Source organism: Pseudomonas psychrophila HA-4 (genome assembly GCF_000282975.1).
GTDB lineage: Bacteria > Pseudomonadota > Gammaproteobacteria > Pseudomonadales > Pseudomonadaceae > Aquipseudomonas > Aquipseudomonas psychrophila_A.
Window position 1 is genome coordinate 26,945 of the sequence record NZ_ALJC01000093.1, and the last position, 13,881, is coordinate 40,825.

The 13,881-nt window shown below is 55.2% G+C and carries 11 protein-coding genes; 6 read left to right on the forward strand and 5 right to left on the reverse strand.

What is annotated here, in order from left to right; genetic code table 11:
• Positions 1-169: 169 nt before the first annotated feature.
• The 6 genes from panB (at position 170) to B347_RS0114375 (ending at position 8,815) form a co-directional block, all read left to right on the forward strand.
• On the forward strand, positions 170-970 hold the full coding sequence (panB, locus tag B347_RS0114350) for a 3-methyl-2-oxobutanoate hydroxymethyltransferase (RefSeq protein ID WP_019410386.1): 801 nt from the start codon (positions 170-172) through the stop codon (positions 968-970).
• Positions 967-1,827, forward strand: coding sequence for a pantoate--beta-alanine ligase (panC, locus tag B347_RS0114355; RefSeq protein WP_019410387.1), 861 nt, complete (start codon positions 967-969; stop codon positions 1,825-1,827). The genes panB and panC overlap by 4 nt, the downstream gene beginning before the upstream one ends.
• Positions 1,828-2,091: 264 nt before the next feature.
• Positions 2,092-3,756 carry a glucose-6-phosphate isomerase gene (gene pgi, locus B347_RS0114360; protein WP_019410388.1) on the forward strand — a complete coding sequence of 555 codons (1,665 nt, stop codon included), beginning with the start codon at positions 2,092-2,094 and terminating at the stop codon, positions 3,754-3,756.
• Positions 3,757-3,800: 44 nt separating this feature from the next.
• On the forward strand, positions 3,801-4,673 hold the full coding sequence (locus tag B347_RS0114365) for an oxygenase MpaB family protein (RefSeq protein ID WP_019410389.1): 873 nt from the start codon (positions 3,801-3,803) through the stop codon (positions 4,671-4,673).
• Positions 4,674-4,764: 91 nt separating this feature from the next.
• A complete protein-coding gene (locus tag B347_RS0114370; RefSeq protein ID WP_019410390.1) occupies positions 4,765-5,778 on the forward strand; it encodes a class I SAM-dependent rRNA methyltransferase in 1,014 nt (337 codons plus the stop codon).
• 109 nt (positions 5,779-5,887) lie between these two features.
• A complete protein-coding gene (locus tag B347_RS0114375; protein WP_019410391.1) occupies positions 5,888-8,815 on the forward strand; it encodes a DUF748 domain-containing protein in 2,928 nt (975 codons plus the stop codon).
• Positions 8,816-9,051: 236 nt separating this feature from the next.
• Here the strand turns inward: B347_RS0114375 and B347_RS0114380 are convergent, their stop codons facing one another.
• From B347_RS0114380 to rbfA, 5 genes are all read right to left on the reverse strand, one after another.
• Positions 9,052-9,405, reverse strand: a complete 354-nt coding sequence (locus B347_RS0114380) for a BON domain-containing protein (protein WP_019410392.1) — start codon at positions 9,403-9,405, stop codon at positions 9,052-9,054.
• A 280-nt stretch (positions 9,406-9,685) separates the two neighbouring features.
• On the reverse strand, positions 9,686-11,791 hold the full coding sequence (gene pnp, locus B347_RS0114385; RefSeq protein WP_019410393.1) for a polyribonucleotide nucleotidyltransferase: 2,106 nt from the start codon (positions 11,789-11,791) through the stop codon (positions 9,686-9,688).
• Positions 11,792-12,013: 222 nt separating this feature from the next.
• Entirely contained in the window at positions 12,014-12,283 is a 270-nt protein-coding gene (gene rpsO / locus B347_RS0114390) for a 30S ribosomal protein S15 (protein WP_016783433.1), read from the reverse strand.
• A 161-nt stretch (positions 12,284-12,444) separates the two neighbouring features.
• Positions 12,445-13,362, reverse strand: coding sequence for a tRNA pseudouridine(55) synthase TruB (gene truB / locus B347_RS0114395; protein ID WP_019410394.1), 918 nt, complete (start codon positions 13,360-13,362; stop codon positions 12,445-12,447).
• Positions 13,363-13,365: 3 nt separating this feature from the next.
• On the reverse strand, positions 13,366-13,767 hold the full coding sequence (gene rbfA, locus B347_RS0114400; RefSeq protein ID WP_019410395.1) for a 30S ribosome-binding factor RbfA: 402 nt from the start codon (positions 13,765-13,767) through the stop codon (positions 13,366-13,368).
• Between the last annotated feature and the right edge of the window lie 114 nt (positions 13,768-13,881).

Genomic DNA, 13,881 nt, shown 5'->3' on the forward strand with positions numbered 1-13,881 from the left:
CTTCCAGTGTTCCCGTCACGACTATAGGCGTCCCGCTGCCGTCCATTGGACGGCGCACTGTGAAAAGCAGGCGTTGTAAGCACCGTCCATAAAGGTGTTCCTGCCTATACGATCAATCACGTGCGTAACGCGCTGTGGTTATCACACTGCCTGACGAGGATCCTTTTTCATGCCGGCTATCACCCTGACCACCCTGCAAAGCCTTAAGCAAAAAGGTGAAAAAATCACCATGCTGACGTGCTATGACGCCACCTTTTCTCACGTCTGTAATCAGGCCGGTGTGGAAGTGTTACTGGTGGGCGACTCCTTGGGCATGGTCCTGCAAGGGCATGACAGCACGCTGCCAGTCACTACCGCAGAAATGGCGTATCACGTGGCCAGCGTAAAACGCGGCAACCAGGACGCACTGATTCTCGCCGACCTGCCCTTCATGGCCAACGCGACACTCGAGCAAACCTTGAACAACAGTGCCCAGTTGATGAAAGCCGGCGCGCACATGGTCAAGGTAGAAGGCGCCGTCTGGCTCTCAGAATCCATCCGCTTGCTGACCGAGCGCGGCATTCCCGTGTGCGCGCACATGGGCCTGACCCCACAAACTGTGAACGTGTTGGGTGGTTACAAAGTCCAGGGCCGCAACGAAGCTCAGGCCCGCCAAATGCGCGCCGATGCTATTGCTCTGGAACAAGCAGGTGCGGCTATGTTGCTGCTGGAATGTGTGCCGAGCGAGTTGGCCCGTGAAATCACCCTTGCGGTTAAAATCCCGGTAATCGGCATTGGCGCTGGCAGCGATACTGACGGCCAGGTTTTGGTGCTTCACGACATGCTCGGCCTTTCCTTGACTGGGCGCGTCCCAAAATTCGTAAAGAATTACATGGCGGGTCAACCCGACATTCAATCGGCACTCAGCGCTTACGTGGCTGAAGTCAAAGCCGTCAGTTTTCCTGGTACCGAACACGGATTCTCTGCATGAACACAGTAAAAACCGTTCGCGAGTTGCGCGCCGCAGTCGCCCGCGCCCGCAGCGAAGGTAAACAAATTGGCCTCGTACCCACCATGGGTAATCTGCACAGTGGCCACGCAGCGTTAGTGACCACCGCGGCTCAGCAAGCAGACTTTGTGGTGGCGAGCATTTTCGTCAACCCGTTGCAGTTCGGCGCCAACGAAGACCTAGATACCTATCCGCGCACCCTCGCGGCCGATCAGGAAAAACTCCTGCAAGCAGGTTGCAACCTGTTGTTCGCCCCGACGGTAGAAGAAATGTACCCCCACGGCATGGCTGGCCTGACCCGCGTGACGGCGGCACAACTCAGCAATGAACTGTGCGGCAGCCGCCGACCTGGGCATTTCGACGGGGTCACGACGGTCGTTGGCAAATTGTTCAATATGGTTCAGCCCGATCTGGCGATCTTTGGGCAAAAGGACTACCAGCAATTGGCCGTTATTCGCGCCATGGTTAATGACCTGAACATCCCGGTGCAGATCATTGGTGAGCCGACGGTACGTGCCGAAGATGGCTTGGCCTTGTCGTCGCGTAACGGCTATTTGACCGAAGAGCAGCGTCATGTTGCGCCCGCGCTGTATCGGCATCTGAACGAGATCGTTCAGGCCATAAAAACTGGCGAGCGTGATTACCCGCACTTGGTTAGCCAGCACCTGCAACGTATCGAAGCAGAAGGGTTTCGCCCCGACTACTTGGAAATCCGTCATGCGCTGACCTTGCTGCCAGCGCAAGCCAATGATCGTGACATCGTGATTCTCGTCGCAGCGTTCTTGGGCGCAACTCGCCTGATCGACAACATACACCTGAATCTCGACAGCTCACTGTAAGAGACAGGCTACTCGGAACAGCGGATTAACCTCCCCCATGATCCAACACTGAAAATCGTGTAGGTCCCGAGTAACATGCTTGTGACAAAAGTTACTCAGTAGTGTCAGACAAAGCCGAGACAGAAGCAGGCGCGAGGTTTACTGTAATCGCCCTGCTTCTGAATGAAGCGCAGAAGCAGACCGACCGAAATATCGATATAAGAACGAAGGTTTCGGTGTTTTCAGTGTCCAAAAGGCAGTTCAAGCAAAAGGATATTCGCAGCGATGGCGTACTACCGCACTCCTCATGACGTTACCGCTCTGCCCGCTTGGCAAGCGTTGAAACTCCACCGTGCCGACATGCAGCATTTCAGCATGCGCGATGCATTCAACAACAACCCTAAACGCTTTGAAGATTTCACTCTGAGCAGTTGTGGCTTGTTTCTGGATTACTCGAAAAACCTGATCACCGATAAGACCCGTAGTTTGTTGGTAAATCTAGCGAACGAGGCCGACCTCAAGGGTGCAATCAAGTCGCTGTTTGAAGGCGAAATCGTCAACGCCTCCGAAGGCCGTCCTGCCCTGCATACCGCATTGCGCCGCCCAGTGGCCGACAAGCTGTCGGTGAACGGCGTAAATATCATGCCGCAGGTACACAAAGTCCTGAACCAAATGACCGAACTGGTCGGCCGGATTCACGACGGTCTGTGGCGTGGCTACACCGAAAAGCCGATTACTGATGTGGTCAACATTGGTATTGGCGGCTCGTTCCTCGGCCCAGAGTTGGTGTCCGAAGCACTGCTGTCCTACGCCCAAAAAGGCGTCCGCTGCCACTATCTGGCAAACATCGACGGCAGTGAGTTCCACGAACTGACTGCAAAACTGCGCGCTGAAACCACGCTGTTTATCGTGTCGTCGAAATCCTTCAACACCCTCGAAACCCTGAAAAACGCCCAAGCTTCGCGTGCCTGGTACTTGGCTCAAGGTGGCTCGGAAGCCGAGTTGCATCGCCACTTTATCGCGGTGTCGAGCAACAACGCGGCCGCCGTCGCATTCGGGATTCGCGAAGAAAACATCTTCCCAATGTGGGACTGGGTGGGCGGTCGTTATTCGCTGTGGTCGGCTATTGGTTTGCCGATTGCATTGGCCATCGGCATGTCCAACTTCAAAGAGCTGCTGTCCGGTGCCTACAGCATGGACCAGCACTTCCAGAACGCGCCATTTGAACAAAACATGCCGGTCTTGATGGCCTCTCTCGGTGTTTGGTACGGCAACTTCTGGGGTGCGCAAAGTCACGCGATCCTGCCGTACGACCACTACCTGCGCAACATCACCAAGCACTTGCAACAGCTGGACATGGAGTCCAACGGCAAGAGTGTGCGTCAGGATGGCACTCCTGTGACCACCGACACAGGCCCGGTCATCTGGGGCGGCGTGGGTTGCAACGGTCAGCACGCGTATCACCAATTGCTGCATCAAGGCACCCAACTGATTCCGGCCGACTTCATCGTGCCAATCGTCAGCTTCAACCCGGTGTCCGATCACCACCAGTGGTTGTACGCCAACTGCCTGTCGCAAAGCCAAGCGCTGATGCTGGGTAAAACCCGCGAAGAAGCCGAAGCTGAATTGCGCGACAAAGGCATGAGCGAAGAAGAGGTGCAAAAACTGGCGCCGCACAAGGTGATTCCAGGCAACCGCCCGAGCAATACGCTGGTGGTTGAGCGCATCAGCCCGCGCCGTCTGGGTGCATTGGTTGCGTTGTACGAGCATAAAGTCTTCGTGCAAAGCGTAATCTGGGGCACCAACGCCTTCGACCAATGGGGCGTGGAGCTGGGCAAAGAGCTGGGCAAGGGCGTTTACAATCGCCTGACCGGCAGCCTCGAAGAGCCTGCCGACGATGCATCGACCCAAGGTCTGATCAACTACTTCCGCGGACGTCATCGCGGTTGATTGATGGCCAGCCAGTCTCCCCGACTGGCTGGCATTGAGGCTTCATGGAATTTATCCGTCGTCCCATCGAACGCCAAATCATGAGCCTGACCGGGCTTTCGCTCGGCCAGCTCGACCTCGAAACCCCCAAAGGCGACCCCGGACTGTTTGGCCCGGACTCTATCAGTTGGCGTGTGCACGGTGACTTCACCAGCATGCTGATTGGCGGCATCAGCGCCTTGATGCTGCAAGCCTTGCACCCGCTGGCCTTGGCCGGGGTGTGGGATCACTCCAATTTCCGCCAAGACATGCTGGGCCGGTTACGCCGCACCGGGCAGTTCATTTCCGGCACTACATTTGGCTCTACCGCAGACGCCAACTGGTTGATCGATAAAGTCCGCACTATTCACCTGCAAGTCATTGGCACCGGGCTTGATGGCAAACCTTATGCCGCCAGCGACCCTGAGTTGCTCACGTGGGTGCATGTGGCAGAAGTCAGCAACTTTCTCGCGGCTCATCTTCGCTACCGCAATCCGCACTTGTCCGCCGAAGATCAGGACCGTTACTACGATGAAATCGCCTTGGTCGCTGAACGACTGGGCGCCACGCAGGTGCCGCGCTCACGCCAGCAAATCGCCGAGTACCTCGACCAGATTCGCCCACAGTTACGGTGCGATGAACGCAGCCATGAAGTGATTCGCCTGCTGCTCAATGCACCCGCCCCTAGCCTGCTGGCCAAACCGTTTGGGGCACTGATGATGCAGGCCGGGATTGATTTGCTACCCGATTGGGCCAGCGATCAGCTTGAGCTTGAGCAACGTCCTGTCACACGACAGCTAGTGCGCTCGTGTGTTAACAGCACCGCGCCGATCTTGCGTTGGGCCGTGCGCAACGGTTCTGTGCAACGCGCACGGCGGCGCATGGGGCTGGGTGTCTGAATCGTAGGCAAGCCCGCTGCCACAGGTTTGAGACGTACGATCACCCTATTCTGTTAAACTGCCGCGCCTTATCTATCCCAAGGCGCATCGCATGTCTTCCTTGAACCAGGCGCTGCGCGCCGCTCTCGATAATCGTCAGGATTTGCTGGCCGAGCTGCACGCTCAGGGCACTGACTGCTATCGCCTGTTCCACGGCAGCCAAGAAGGTGCCGGCGGTTTAACCATCGACCGCTACGGCCCGCAACTGTTGGTGCAAAGTTTCCACCAGCGCCTTGAGCGCGATGATCTGCTGCAATTGCATGACGCCATCAATCGCCACTTAGGCCTGGAATTACTGCTGGTCTACAACGATCGTTCGCAAGGTAACTCGCGCATTGATCGTGAAGACACGGTGTACAAAGCTGAAGACGCCGCGCTGGCTGACATGGTCGGCCATGAATGGGGCCTTAAATACCGCGTGCGCGGGCGTCATGCTGGCCAAGATCCGCTGCTATTCCTCGACTTACGCAATGCGCGCGGCTGGGTCAAACAGCACAGCGCCGGTAAAAGCGTGCTCAACCTGTTTGCCTACACCTGTGGCGTAGGCTTGAGCGCAGCCGCCGGTGGTGCCAGCGAAGTCTGTAACCTGGATTTTGCCGAAGGCAATCTGGCAGTAGGCCGTGAGAATGGCCTGCTGAACCCACAGCTGAAGAAGATGAATTTTGTGCAATCTGACTATTTCGCCGCCATCCGCCAATTGGCCGGGCTGCCGATTATTCAACGTCGCCACAAATTGCCAGCTTATCCGCGCCTGGAGCAACGCGAATATGATGTGGTATTGCTCGACCCGCCAGCCTGGGCCAAGAGTGCTTTCGGCACGGTTGACCTGCTGCGCGATTACCAAAGCCTGCTCAAGCCTGCAGTGCTCGCCACAGCAGCGAATGGTGTGCTGATCTGCTGCAACAACCTGGCAAAAGTCGGCATGGACGACTGGCGCGAACAGGTACTGCGTTGCGCCGAAAAAGCAGGTCGTCCAGTACGCGACTGGCAAGTACTGACACCCGCAACGGACTTCCCGTCGCAAGATCAACAGCCTCCATTGAAAACGCTGATCTTGCAGTTCTAAAAAACTCGCAACAAAGGGAAAAGTCCTACCCTAAATAAGGCGCCCATATCGGAACCGGAAACGCGTGCCATACTCAAAGGCACTCCTGAACGTAAAGACGACGCCCCACATGCTCAAAGGATTGATCCGCGCCATTGGCGCAGTGCTAACTGCTATCGCAATTTATAGCGTGCTGGGCTTCTTTATTTTGCCCGGCATTGGCTTGCGTGTTATCAACCAGCAGTTGGCCAATTACGCAACGGTTCCCGCCAAACTCGACCGGTTAGAGTTCAACCCGTTTAGCCTAGAACTCACATTGTGGGGCTTTCGCGTCGGCGAACCTGGCAAGGAGCAAATCGGCTTCGAGCGCCTTTACACCAATGTGCAGGTCGACAGCCTGTGGACCAAAGCCTTGCACTTGACCGACCTGCAGTTGGACAAGCCAAAGACTGAGCTGCTGTTTAACAAAGATGGCTCACTCAACCTGGTTCAGTTGTTCAAACTGCCAGCCAGTGAACCCACGCCCGAACAGCCTGAGAGCAAACCTTTCCCTGTCCGCATCGACAATATCAAGCTGGCTGACGGCTACCTGCATTTCACAGATATGCGGCCGAGTGAACCGATCGAGTTTTTGTACGACTCGATGAACCTTGAACTGAAAAACCTCAGCACTCTGCCCAAAGACAACGCTGATATGACGCTCGTGGCAATGGGTCCGGCCGGCGGACGGATCGATTGGAGCGGTACGCTGAGCCTGGTGCCCATTGCCTCCGAAGGCAAACTTAAGGTCACCGATGGCCAGATGAAGGTCTGGTGGCCATATGTCCGGGATGCGCTACCGCTGGCACTCGAAGACGGCGTGTTGAATTTCAGCACGGACTACACGTTGAACTTGGCCAAAGACACTGAAATGGTCTTGAGCAACGTTTCCGCCAGCCTTGCTCCATTCAAGATCAATGCCCCGGACGGTCGGCCACTCGTACGCCTAGAGCGTTTGAATGTCAGCGACACCACGGTCGACCTCGCCAAACAGCGCGTGGTTGTCGGGAAAATCCAGAGCAACAACCTTGAAACGTGGGCCTCGCGGGAGAAGGATGGCCAGCTCGACTGGCAAAAGCTGTTTGCCAGCCAACCGTCCAAGCCTGCGCGAAAAGCTGACGAGACGGTGGCGGCTGGAGCGTCCAAGCCAGCATCCGCGCCTGCTGTACCCAGCAAACCATGGCAAGTGCTGCTTAAGGATGTGGAACTGCGCGATTACCGCGTGCACCTGGCTGACAAAGAGCCCACTACCCCAGTGGCGCTGGACATCGGCCCGCTCAATCTGAAACTGAAGAACTTCGACAGCCTCAATCAGTCGCCCTTTAGTCTCACGCTCGACACCGGCATTGGCAAACAGGGCAAGCTGGCGGCCAGCGGCAACGTCAACCTGAGCCCGATGGGCGCACGACTGAAAGTCACCACCAAAGACATCGACCTGCGAGTAGCCCAAGCCTACATCGACCCGTTTATTCGTCTAGAACTGCGCAGCGGTATGCTCGACAGTGATTTGGAGGTCAACCTAAAAAGCGTTGAGCCATTGGCTTTTACGGTAGAGGGGCGAGCCCAAATTGATCAGTTGCACACTTTGGACACGATGAAAAATCGCGACTTCCTTAAATGGCAGCGCTTGGTGCTTGAAGATATTAAGTATCAACATGACGACAACGTGTCGATCTCCAAGATCAACATCACACAACCGTACGTGCGGTTCATGATCAACGATGATCGCACCACCAACATCGATGACTTATTGATTCCTCAACCTGCCAACAGCGGTGCCAAAAGTGCTACCAAACCCGCAGCCAAGGAAAAGCCACTGGGTATCTATGTCGGTGGTATTGCCATCAATGATGGCTCCGCAAACTTTGCCGACTTCAGCCTGACGCCAAACTTCGCCACGGCCATTCAACAGCTCAATGGCCAAATCGGCAGCATCAATAGCCGCGAGGCTAAGCCCGCCAGTGTCAATATCGCAGGTAAAGTTGACCGTTACGCCCCCGTGACAATCAAGGGCAGTGTCAACCCTTTTGACCCAATGGCCAGCCTCGATATCGCCACCAGCTTCAAACGTGTCGAGCTCACTACACTGACGCCCTACTCCGGAAAATTCGCCGGCTACCGAATTCGCAAAGGCCGTCTGAGCCTAGATGTTCACTACCTGATCACCAAAGGCCAGCTTAAGGCCGAGAACAAGGTAGTCATTGAGCAATTGCAACTCGGCGAAAAAGTCGACAGCCCGGACGCTGTGAACCTGCCACTGAAACTGGCTATTGCTCTGCTCAAAGACACAGACGGCAGAATCTCTATTGAATTGCCCGTGACGGGCGATCTAAATAATCCGCAGTTCAGTGTGATGCCAATTGTTTGGCAAACCCTGCGCAATCTGGTGATGCGTGCCGCACAAGCGCCGTTCAAGTTTATTGGCGGGCTGATCAGTGGCGGGGGGGCCGAAGACTTGGGCACGGTGTCATTCGTTCCTGGATCGAGCGATCTGAGCCCTGATGCACAAAAAGCCCTGAACTCACTGGCAGAGGCCTTGAAGCAACGTCCAGCCTTACGTTTGGAGATTGAAGGCACTGCTGCACAAAAAAGTGACGGGCCGCTCATTGCGCAAGACCGACTGGAGCGCGAATACCAGTACAACTACTACAAAATTCTCCAGCGCCGTGGCGACAAAGTACCCGCTCAGGCATCGTTGCTTAAAGTGCCCGATGACGAGAAAGGCCCCTTACTGGAAGGCATCTATCGCACACGCCTCAAGCAGCAGCCTCCTGCTGAGTGGGGTGATCTGAGTCGTGATGAGCGCGCGGCCAAGATGAGCGCTGCACTCATCGACTTCTGGAGTAAAAGCGAAGTGCTATTGCGTCAACTGGGCCAGGACCGCGCCAGTAGCATCAAGGACTACCTGGTGGATAAAGGCGGGTTGGCCGATGAACGAGTGTATTTTGTCGATGCCACACTCGGTGAACCTGAAAGCGACGGCCGAGTGGTCTCGCCATTGCATCTGGATAGCGAGTAAATCCGATTCCGCAGTTGCATAGCCTGCTAGGCAACTGCTACGAGAGAAATTGCACGCACCCGCCGAAGTAGACTCTATTCCTTCTTCCAAATAGAACAGCCCTCGACGCATAACGCCGAGGGCTGTAATGACCACGTCCGTGTGGCCGTCGCATGAACCATTTTCGAAAGCCAGCAGGTCAATCGGTTAGATCACCTGCTCCTGCTTCCCCCCCCGGTTCTACGAAAAAGGGAGCGTTATTCAGCTTTCAGGCCATCGGCCGAAACAGCTTGAACGCCTTTGATCTTTTTAGTGATGTCGACAGCAATTTTCTTCTGTGCATCAGTGATAGCGACTGTAGAGGAAAGCGAAACTACGCCTTTGTTGGTTTCAACTTTGATGTCGGAACCTGGAATGCCCTTCTCGGTCAACAGGTCAGATTTAACTTTGGTCGTGATCCAGGTATCAGAAGTAGCTTCCTTGGCTTTAGTGACTTCGCCAGCAGCTACGACCATAGGCGCCTGAGTCGTTGCTTGAGCAGCAAATGCAGCATTGGCCATAGTCAGGGTCAGAGCGGTGGCAGTTGCGGCAGCGATAGCGAACTTCTTCATACGAGTAACTCCTGTCTTCTTAAAAATCTGCGCCGTCTCACGGCAGCAGGGTTACAAGTACTATTGCAGGGCTTGTGCCAACTTTTTAAAACAATTAAACCCTTATAAATCAATAACTTAGAAAATGATTAAATTCTCGTGATCGTGCAGATTGCATGACTCTGTTCAATTCTGCATGCAAGTTGCGGCTTTTGAATCATGGCCTTTTGCACTGGCTTTACCGCAGGTATAAAAAAAGGATCCCGAAGGATCCTTTTTTCAAAGCAGGTGTCGGCAGCGATTACGCTTGCGACGCCTTAGCAGCAGCAACGTCTTTGATGGACAGTTTGATACGGCCGCGGTTGTCCACGTCCAGTACCAGTACTTCCACTTCCTGACCTTCTTTCAGAATGTCAGTCACTTTCTCAACGCGAGCGTCGCTCAACATGGAGATGTGAACCAAGCCGTCTTTGCCTGGCAGGATGTTTACGAATGCGCCGAAGTCGACGATACGCTCAACCTTACCGATGTAGATCTTGCCGATCTCGGCCTCTGCGGTGATGCCCAGAACGCGCTGACGAGCCGCTTCTGCTGCTTCTTTGGACTCGCCGAAGATCTTAATCGAACCGTCGTCTTCGATATCGATCGACGCTTTGGTTTCTTCACAGATTGCACGGATGGTCGCGCCGCCTTTACCGATAACATCACGGATTTTGTCGGTGTCGATTTTCATCGCAATCATGGTCGGAGCGTTTGCCGACAGCTCGGTACGCGACTGACCGATGATCTGGTTCATCTGACCCAAGATGTTCAGGCGAGCTTCCAGGGCTTGGCCCAGAGCGATCTCCATGATTTCTTCGGTGATGCCTTTGATCTTGATGTCCATCTGCAGCGCGGTAACACCTTTAGAGGTACCGGCTACTTTGAAGTCCATGTCGCCTAGGTGATCTTCGTCACCCAGGATGTCAGTCAGAACGGCGAATTTCTCGCCTTCCTTAACCAGACCCATGGCGATACCGGCAACCGGCGCCTTCATCGGAACACCAGCGTCCATCAGTGCCAGGGATGCGCCGCAGACCGAAGCCATGGAGCTGGAACCGTTAGATTCAGTGATTTCCGATACAACACGAATGGTGTACGGGAACACGTCAGCAGCAGGCAGCATGGCCTGAACCGAACGACGGGCCAGACGGCCGTGGCCGATTTCGCGACGACCAGCGCCACCCATACGACCACACTCACCTACCGAGAACGGAGGGAAGTTGTAGTGCAGCATGAACGGGTCTTTTTTCTCGCCTTCCAAGGTATCCAGCAGTTGTGCATCACGGGCAGTACCCAGTGTTGCAACGACCAGCGCCTGAGTTTCGCCACGGGTGAACAGAGCAGAACCGTGGGTTTTTGGCAGAACGCCCACTTCGATGTTCAGAGGGCGAACAGTCTTGGTGTCACGACCATCGATACGCGGCTTGCCGTTTACGATGTTTTCACGAACGGTGCGGTATTCGATTTCGCCGAATGCAGCTTTAACTTCGCTGGACGAAGGCTGACCTTCTTCACCGGACAACTTGGCAACCACTTGGTCTTTCAGTTCGCCCAGACGAGCGTAACGGTCGGCCTTGATGGTGATGGTGTAAGCCTGGGAGATCGCTTCGCCGAACTCGGCACGGATAGCGCCCAGCAGTGCGGTAGCTTCTGGGGCAGCAGCCCAGTCCCACGTTGGTTTTGCAGCTTCAGCAGCCAGCTCTTTAACAGCCTGAATCACAACTTGGAATTCGTCGTGGGCGAACAGTACAGCGCCCAGCATTTGGTCTTCGGTCAGCTCTTTGGCTTCCGATTCAACCATCAATACGGCTTCCGATGTACCGGCAACAACCATGTCTAGGCTTGAAGCGGCCAGTTGCTCGTAAGTCGGGTTCAGCAGGTAGCCAGTGCTTTCGTGGTAAGCAACGCGGGCAGCGCCGATTGGGCCATCAAAAGGAATACCGGAGATTGCCAACGCAGCCGAAGTACCGATCATCGCAGCGACGTCCGGATCGGTTTTTTTGCTGGTGGACAGAACGGTGCAGACAACCTGCACTTCGTTCATGAAGCCTTCCGGGAACAGTGGACGGATCGGACGGTCGATCAGACGCGAGGTCAGGGTTTCTTTTTCGGAAGGACGACCTTCACGCTTGAAGAATCCACCTGGGATTTTACCCGCGGCGTAGGTTTTTTCTTGGTAGTGAACAGACAGAGGGAAAAAGCCCTTGCCTGGATCGGCTTGTTTGGCACCGACTACAGTCACCAATACGCTGACGTCATCGTCAACGGTGACCAATACTGCGCCGGAGGCCTGACGGGCGATACGGCCAGTCTCGAGGGTAACGGTCGACTGACCGAACTGGAATTTTTTGATAACCGGGTTCACGGTGTCCTACCTTCTTTGTGGCTCTTGGGGAACGGGTTTCTTGCGAAATACGGGTGCACTACCGGGTCATACCCGATTCAAGATGCTTACGAAAACCGCCGGTAGGGCGAGCTTTCGTAAGAATCCGGCTGTCCAGATAAAACTTGAGGCTGGAAGCCTGCCGTGCGCCTGTGGGAAACCCACAAACGCACGACAGACGACCAGCCTCTAGCAACATCGCTATTAGCGACGCAGACCCAGGCGAGCGATCAGCGCTTTGTAACGCTCAACGTTCTTGCCTTTCAGGTAGTCCAGCAGCTTACGACGCTGGTTTACCATGCGGATCAGACCACGACGGGAGTGGTGGTCTTTGCTGTTTGCTTTGAAGTGACCTTGCAGCGTGTTGATGTTAAAGGTCAGCAGTGCAACTTGCACTTCTGGAGAACCTGTATCACCTGGAGCTTGCTGGTAGTCTTTTACGATTTCTGCTTTGTGTTCAACTGTCAGTGCCATGAGGCATTTCCTTTCATTAGGGGTCTGCTTGCGAGCAAGACAGATCCAATAGGCCGAGGACAAATCCTCGTATTTAAATGTGAGATGTGACCGTGCCTAATAACAGCCACCCTCTTTCCAGTTCGAACCGGGACATTACACCCCAACTCGTTCTGCTCCGGTCATTCTGACCGAATCAGTCGACGCGGCGCGATACGCCCGTCTTCGCTCACTTCACCGATACCGATAAAGCGACCGTTGTGATCTTGTACCCGCACCATGCCGAACTTCGGGGCATCAGGAGCACGTACCGGTTGGCCATTGAGCCAATAGAACGCGCTGGCCTCCGAAAAATGCAGCAACGGCCAGTCCAGCAAACCGCTGTCCGATGGCATCAAGAAGCGATCAACTGCTTCATTGCCGCCTTCGGCGTGTACAGCTTCCAGCTCTTCGAGCGTGACTGTTTGGGCCAAGCTGAAAGGTCCGGCGTGCGTACGGCGAAGCTCTGCAACGTATGCACCACACCCCAACTCTTCACCAATATCTTCCACGAGGGTACGGATATAGGTGCCTTTGGTGCAGTCAACGGACAAGCGCGCAGTGTCGCCTTCGCTGGCCAGTAATTCGAGGCGGGTAATAGTAACAGAACGCGGTTCGCGCTCCACCACTTCACCTGCACGAGCCAACTTGTAAAGCGGCTGACCGTCACGTTTAAGTGCCGAGTACATCGGCGGTATCTGACTGATTTGCCCACGAAATTTAGGCAAAACAGCTTCGATATCGGTGCGACCAACGGTCACTGGACGCGTGAGCAAAACCTCACCTTCGGCGTCCGCAGTGGTCGTGGTCTTGCCTAATTGCATCAGGGTTTCATAACCCTTGTCGGAATCGAGCAGGTATTGCGAAAACTTGGTGGCCTCGCCAAAGCACAACGGCAAGACGCCGCTGGCCAGTGGGTCGAGGCTACCGGTGTGCCCTGCCTTCTCGGCATTGAGCAGCCAGCGAACTTTCTGCAGGGCCGCGTTGGAGGTAAATCCTAGCGGTTTATCGAGCAGGATGATGCCGCTGACGTTACGACGGATACGCTTGACCTGAGCCACCGGTTACTCCTTGGTGTCTTCAGGAGCGAAAGCGTCAGGGTGCTGATTGTCCTCAGCCACTGCACGCTCGATCAAAGCGGACAGATGGGCACCGCGCACGACGCTTTCGTCGTAGTGAAAGTGCAATTGAGGCACGCTGCGCAGTTTCATTTCGCGCGCCAATTGCATGCGAAGGAAGCCAGCTGCGGAGTTCAGAACTTTAATGGTCTGAGCAATATCTTCTGCGTTGTCCTGCCCCATTACGGTGATGAAGATCTTGGCGTGACCCACGTCACGGCTGACTTCAACGGCAGTAATGGTGACCAGACCCACGCGCGGGTCTTTGACTTCACGACGGATCAGTTGGGCCAGCTCGCGCTGCATCTGATCGCCGATACGTTGGGTACGGCTATATTCTTTTGCCATGTCTTGTTACCTGTTACTCACCCATGGGAAACCCATGCGTTCTGAAAGCGGCAAACGCCCGGCCAGACATAAGCCGGACCGGGCGTTGCGTTTAGAGTCCAGGCCGAGCACGTT

Bases quoted from the DNA above. Each gene is read 5' to 3' on its own strand.
- pgi (WP_019410388.1), top strand. From the start codon at position 2,092: ATGGCGTACTACCGCACTCCTCATGACGTTACCGCTCTGCCCGCTTGG.
- B347_RS0114365 (WP_019410389.1), top strand. From the start codon at position 3,801: ATGGAATTTATCCGTCGTCCCATCGAACGCCAAATCATGAGCCTGACC.
- B347_RS0114375 (WP_019410391.1), top strand. From the start codon at position 5,888: ATGCTCAAAGGATTGATCCGCGCCATTGGCGCAGTGCTAACTGCTATC.
- panB (WP_019410386.1), top strand. From the start codon at position 170: ATGCCGGCTATCACCCTGACCACCCTGCAAAGCCTTAAGCAAAAAGGT.
- rpsO (WP_016783433.1), bottom strand. From the start codon at position 12,283: ATGGCACTGACAGTTGAACACAAAGCAGAAATCGTAAAAGACTACCAG.
- panC (WP_019410387.1), top strand. From the start codon at position 967: ATGAACACAGTAAAAACCGTTCGCGAGTTGCGCGCCGCAGTCGCCCGC.
- rbfA (WP_019410395.1), bottom strand. From the start codon at position 13,767: ATGGCAAAAGAATATAGCCGTACCCAACGTATCGGCGATCAGATGCAG.
- B347_RS0114370 (WP_019410390.1), top strand. From the start codon at position 4,765: ATGTCTTCCTTGAACCAGGCGCTGCGCGCCGCTCTCGATAATCGTCAG.
- B347_RS0114380 (WP_019410392.1), bottom strand. From the start codon at position 9,405: ATGAAGAAGTTCGCTATCGCTGCCGCAACTGCCACCGCTCTGACCCTG.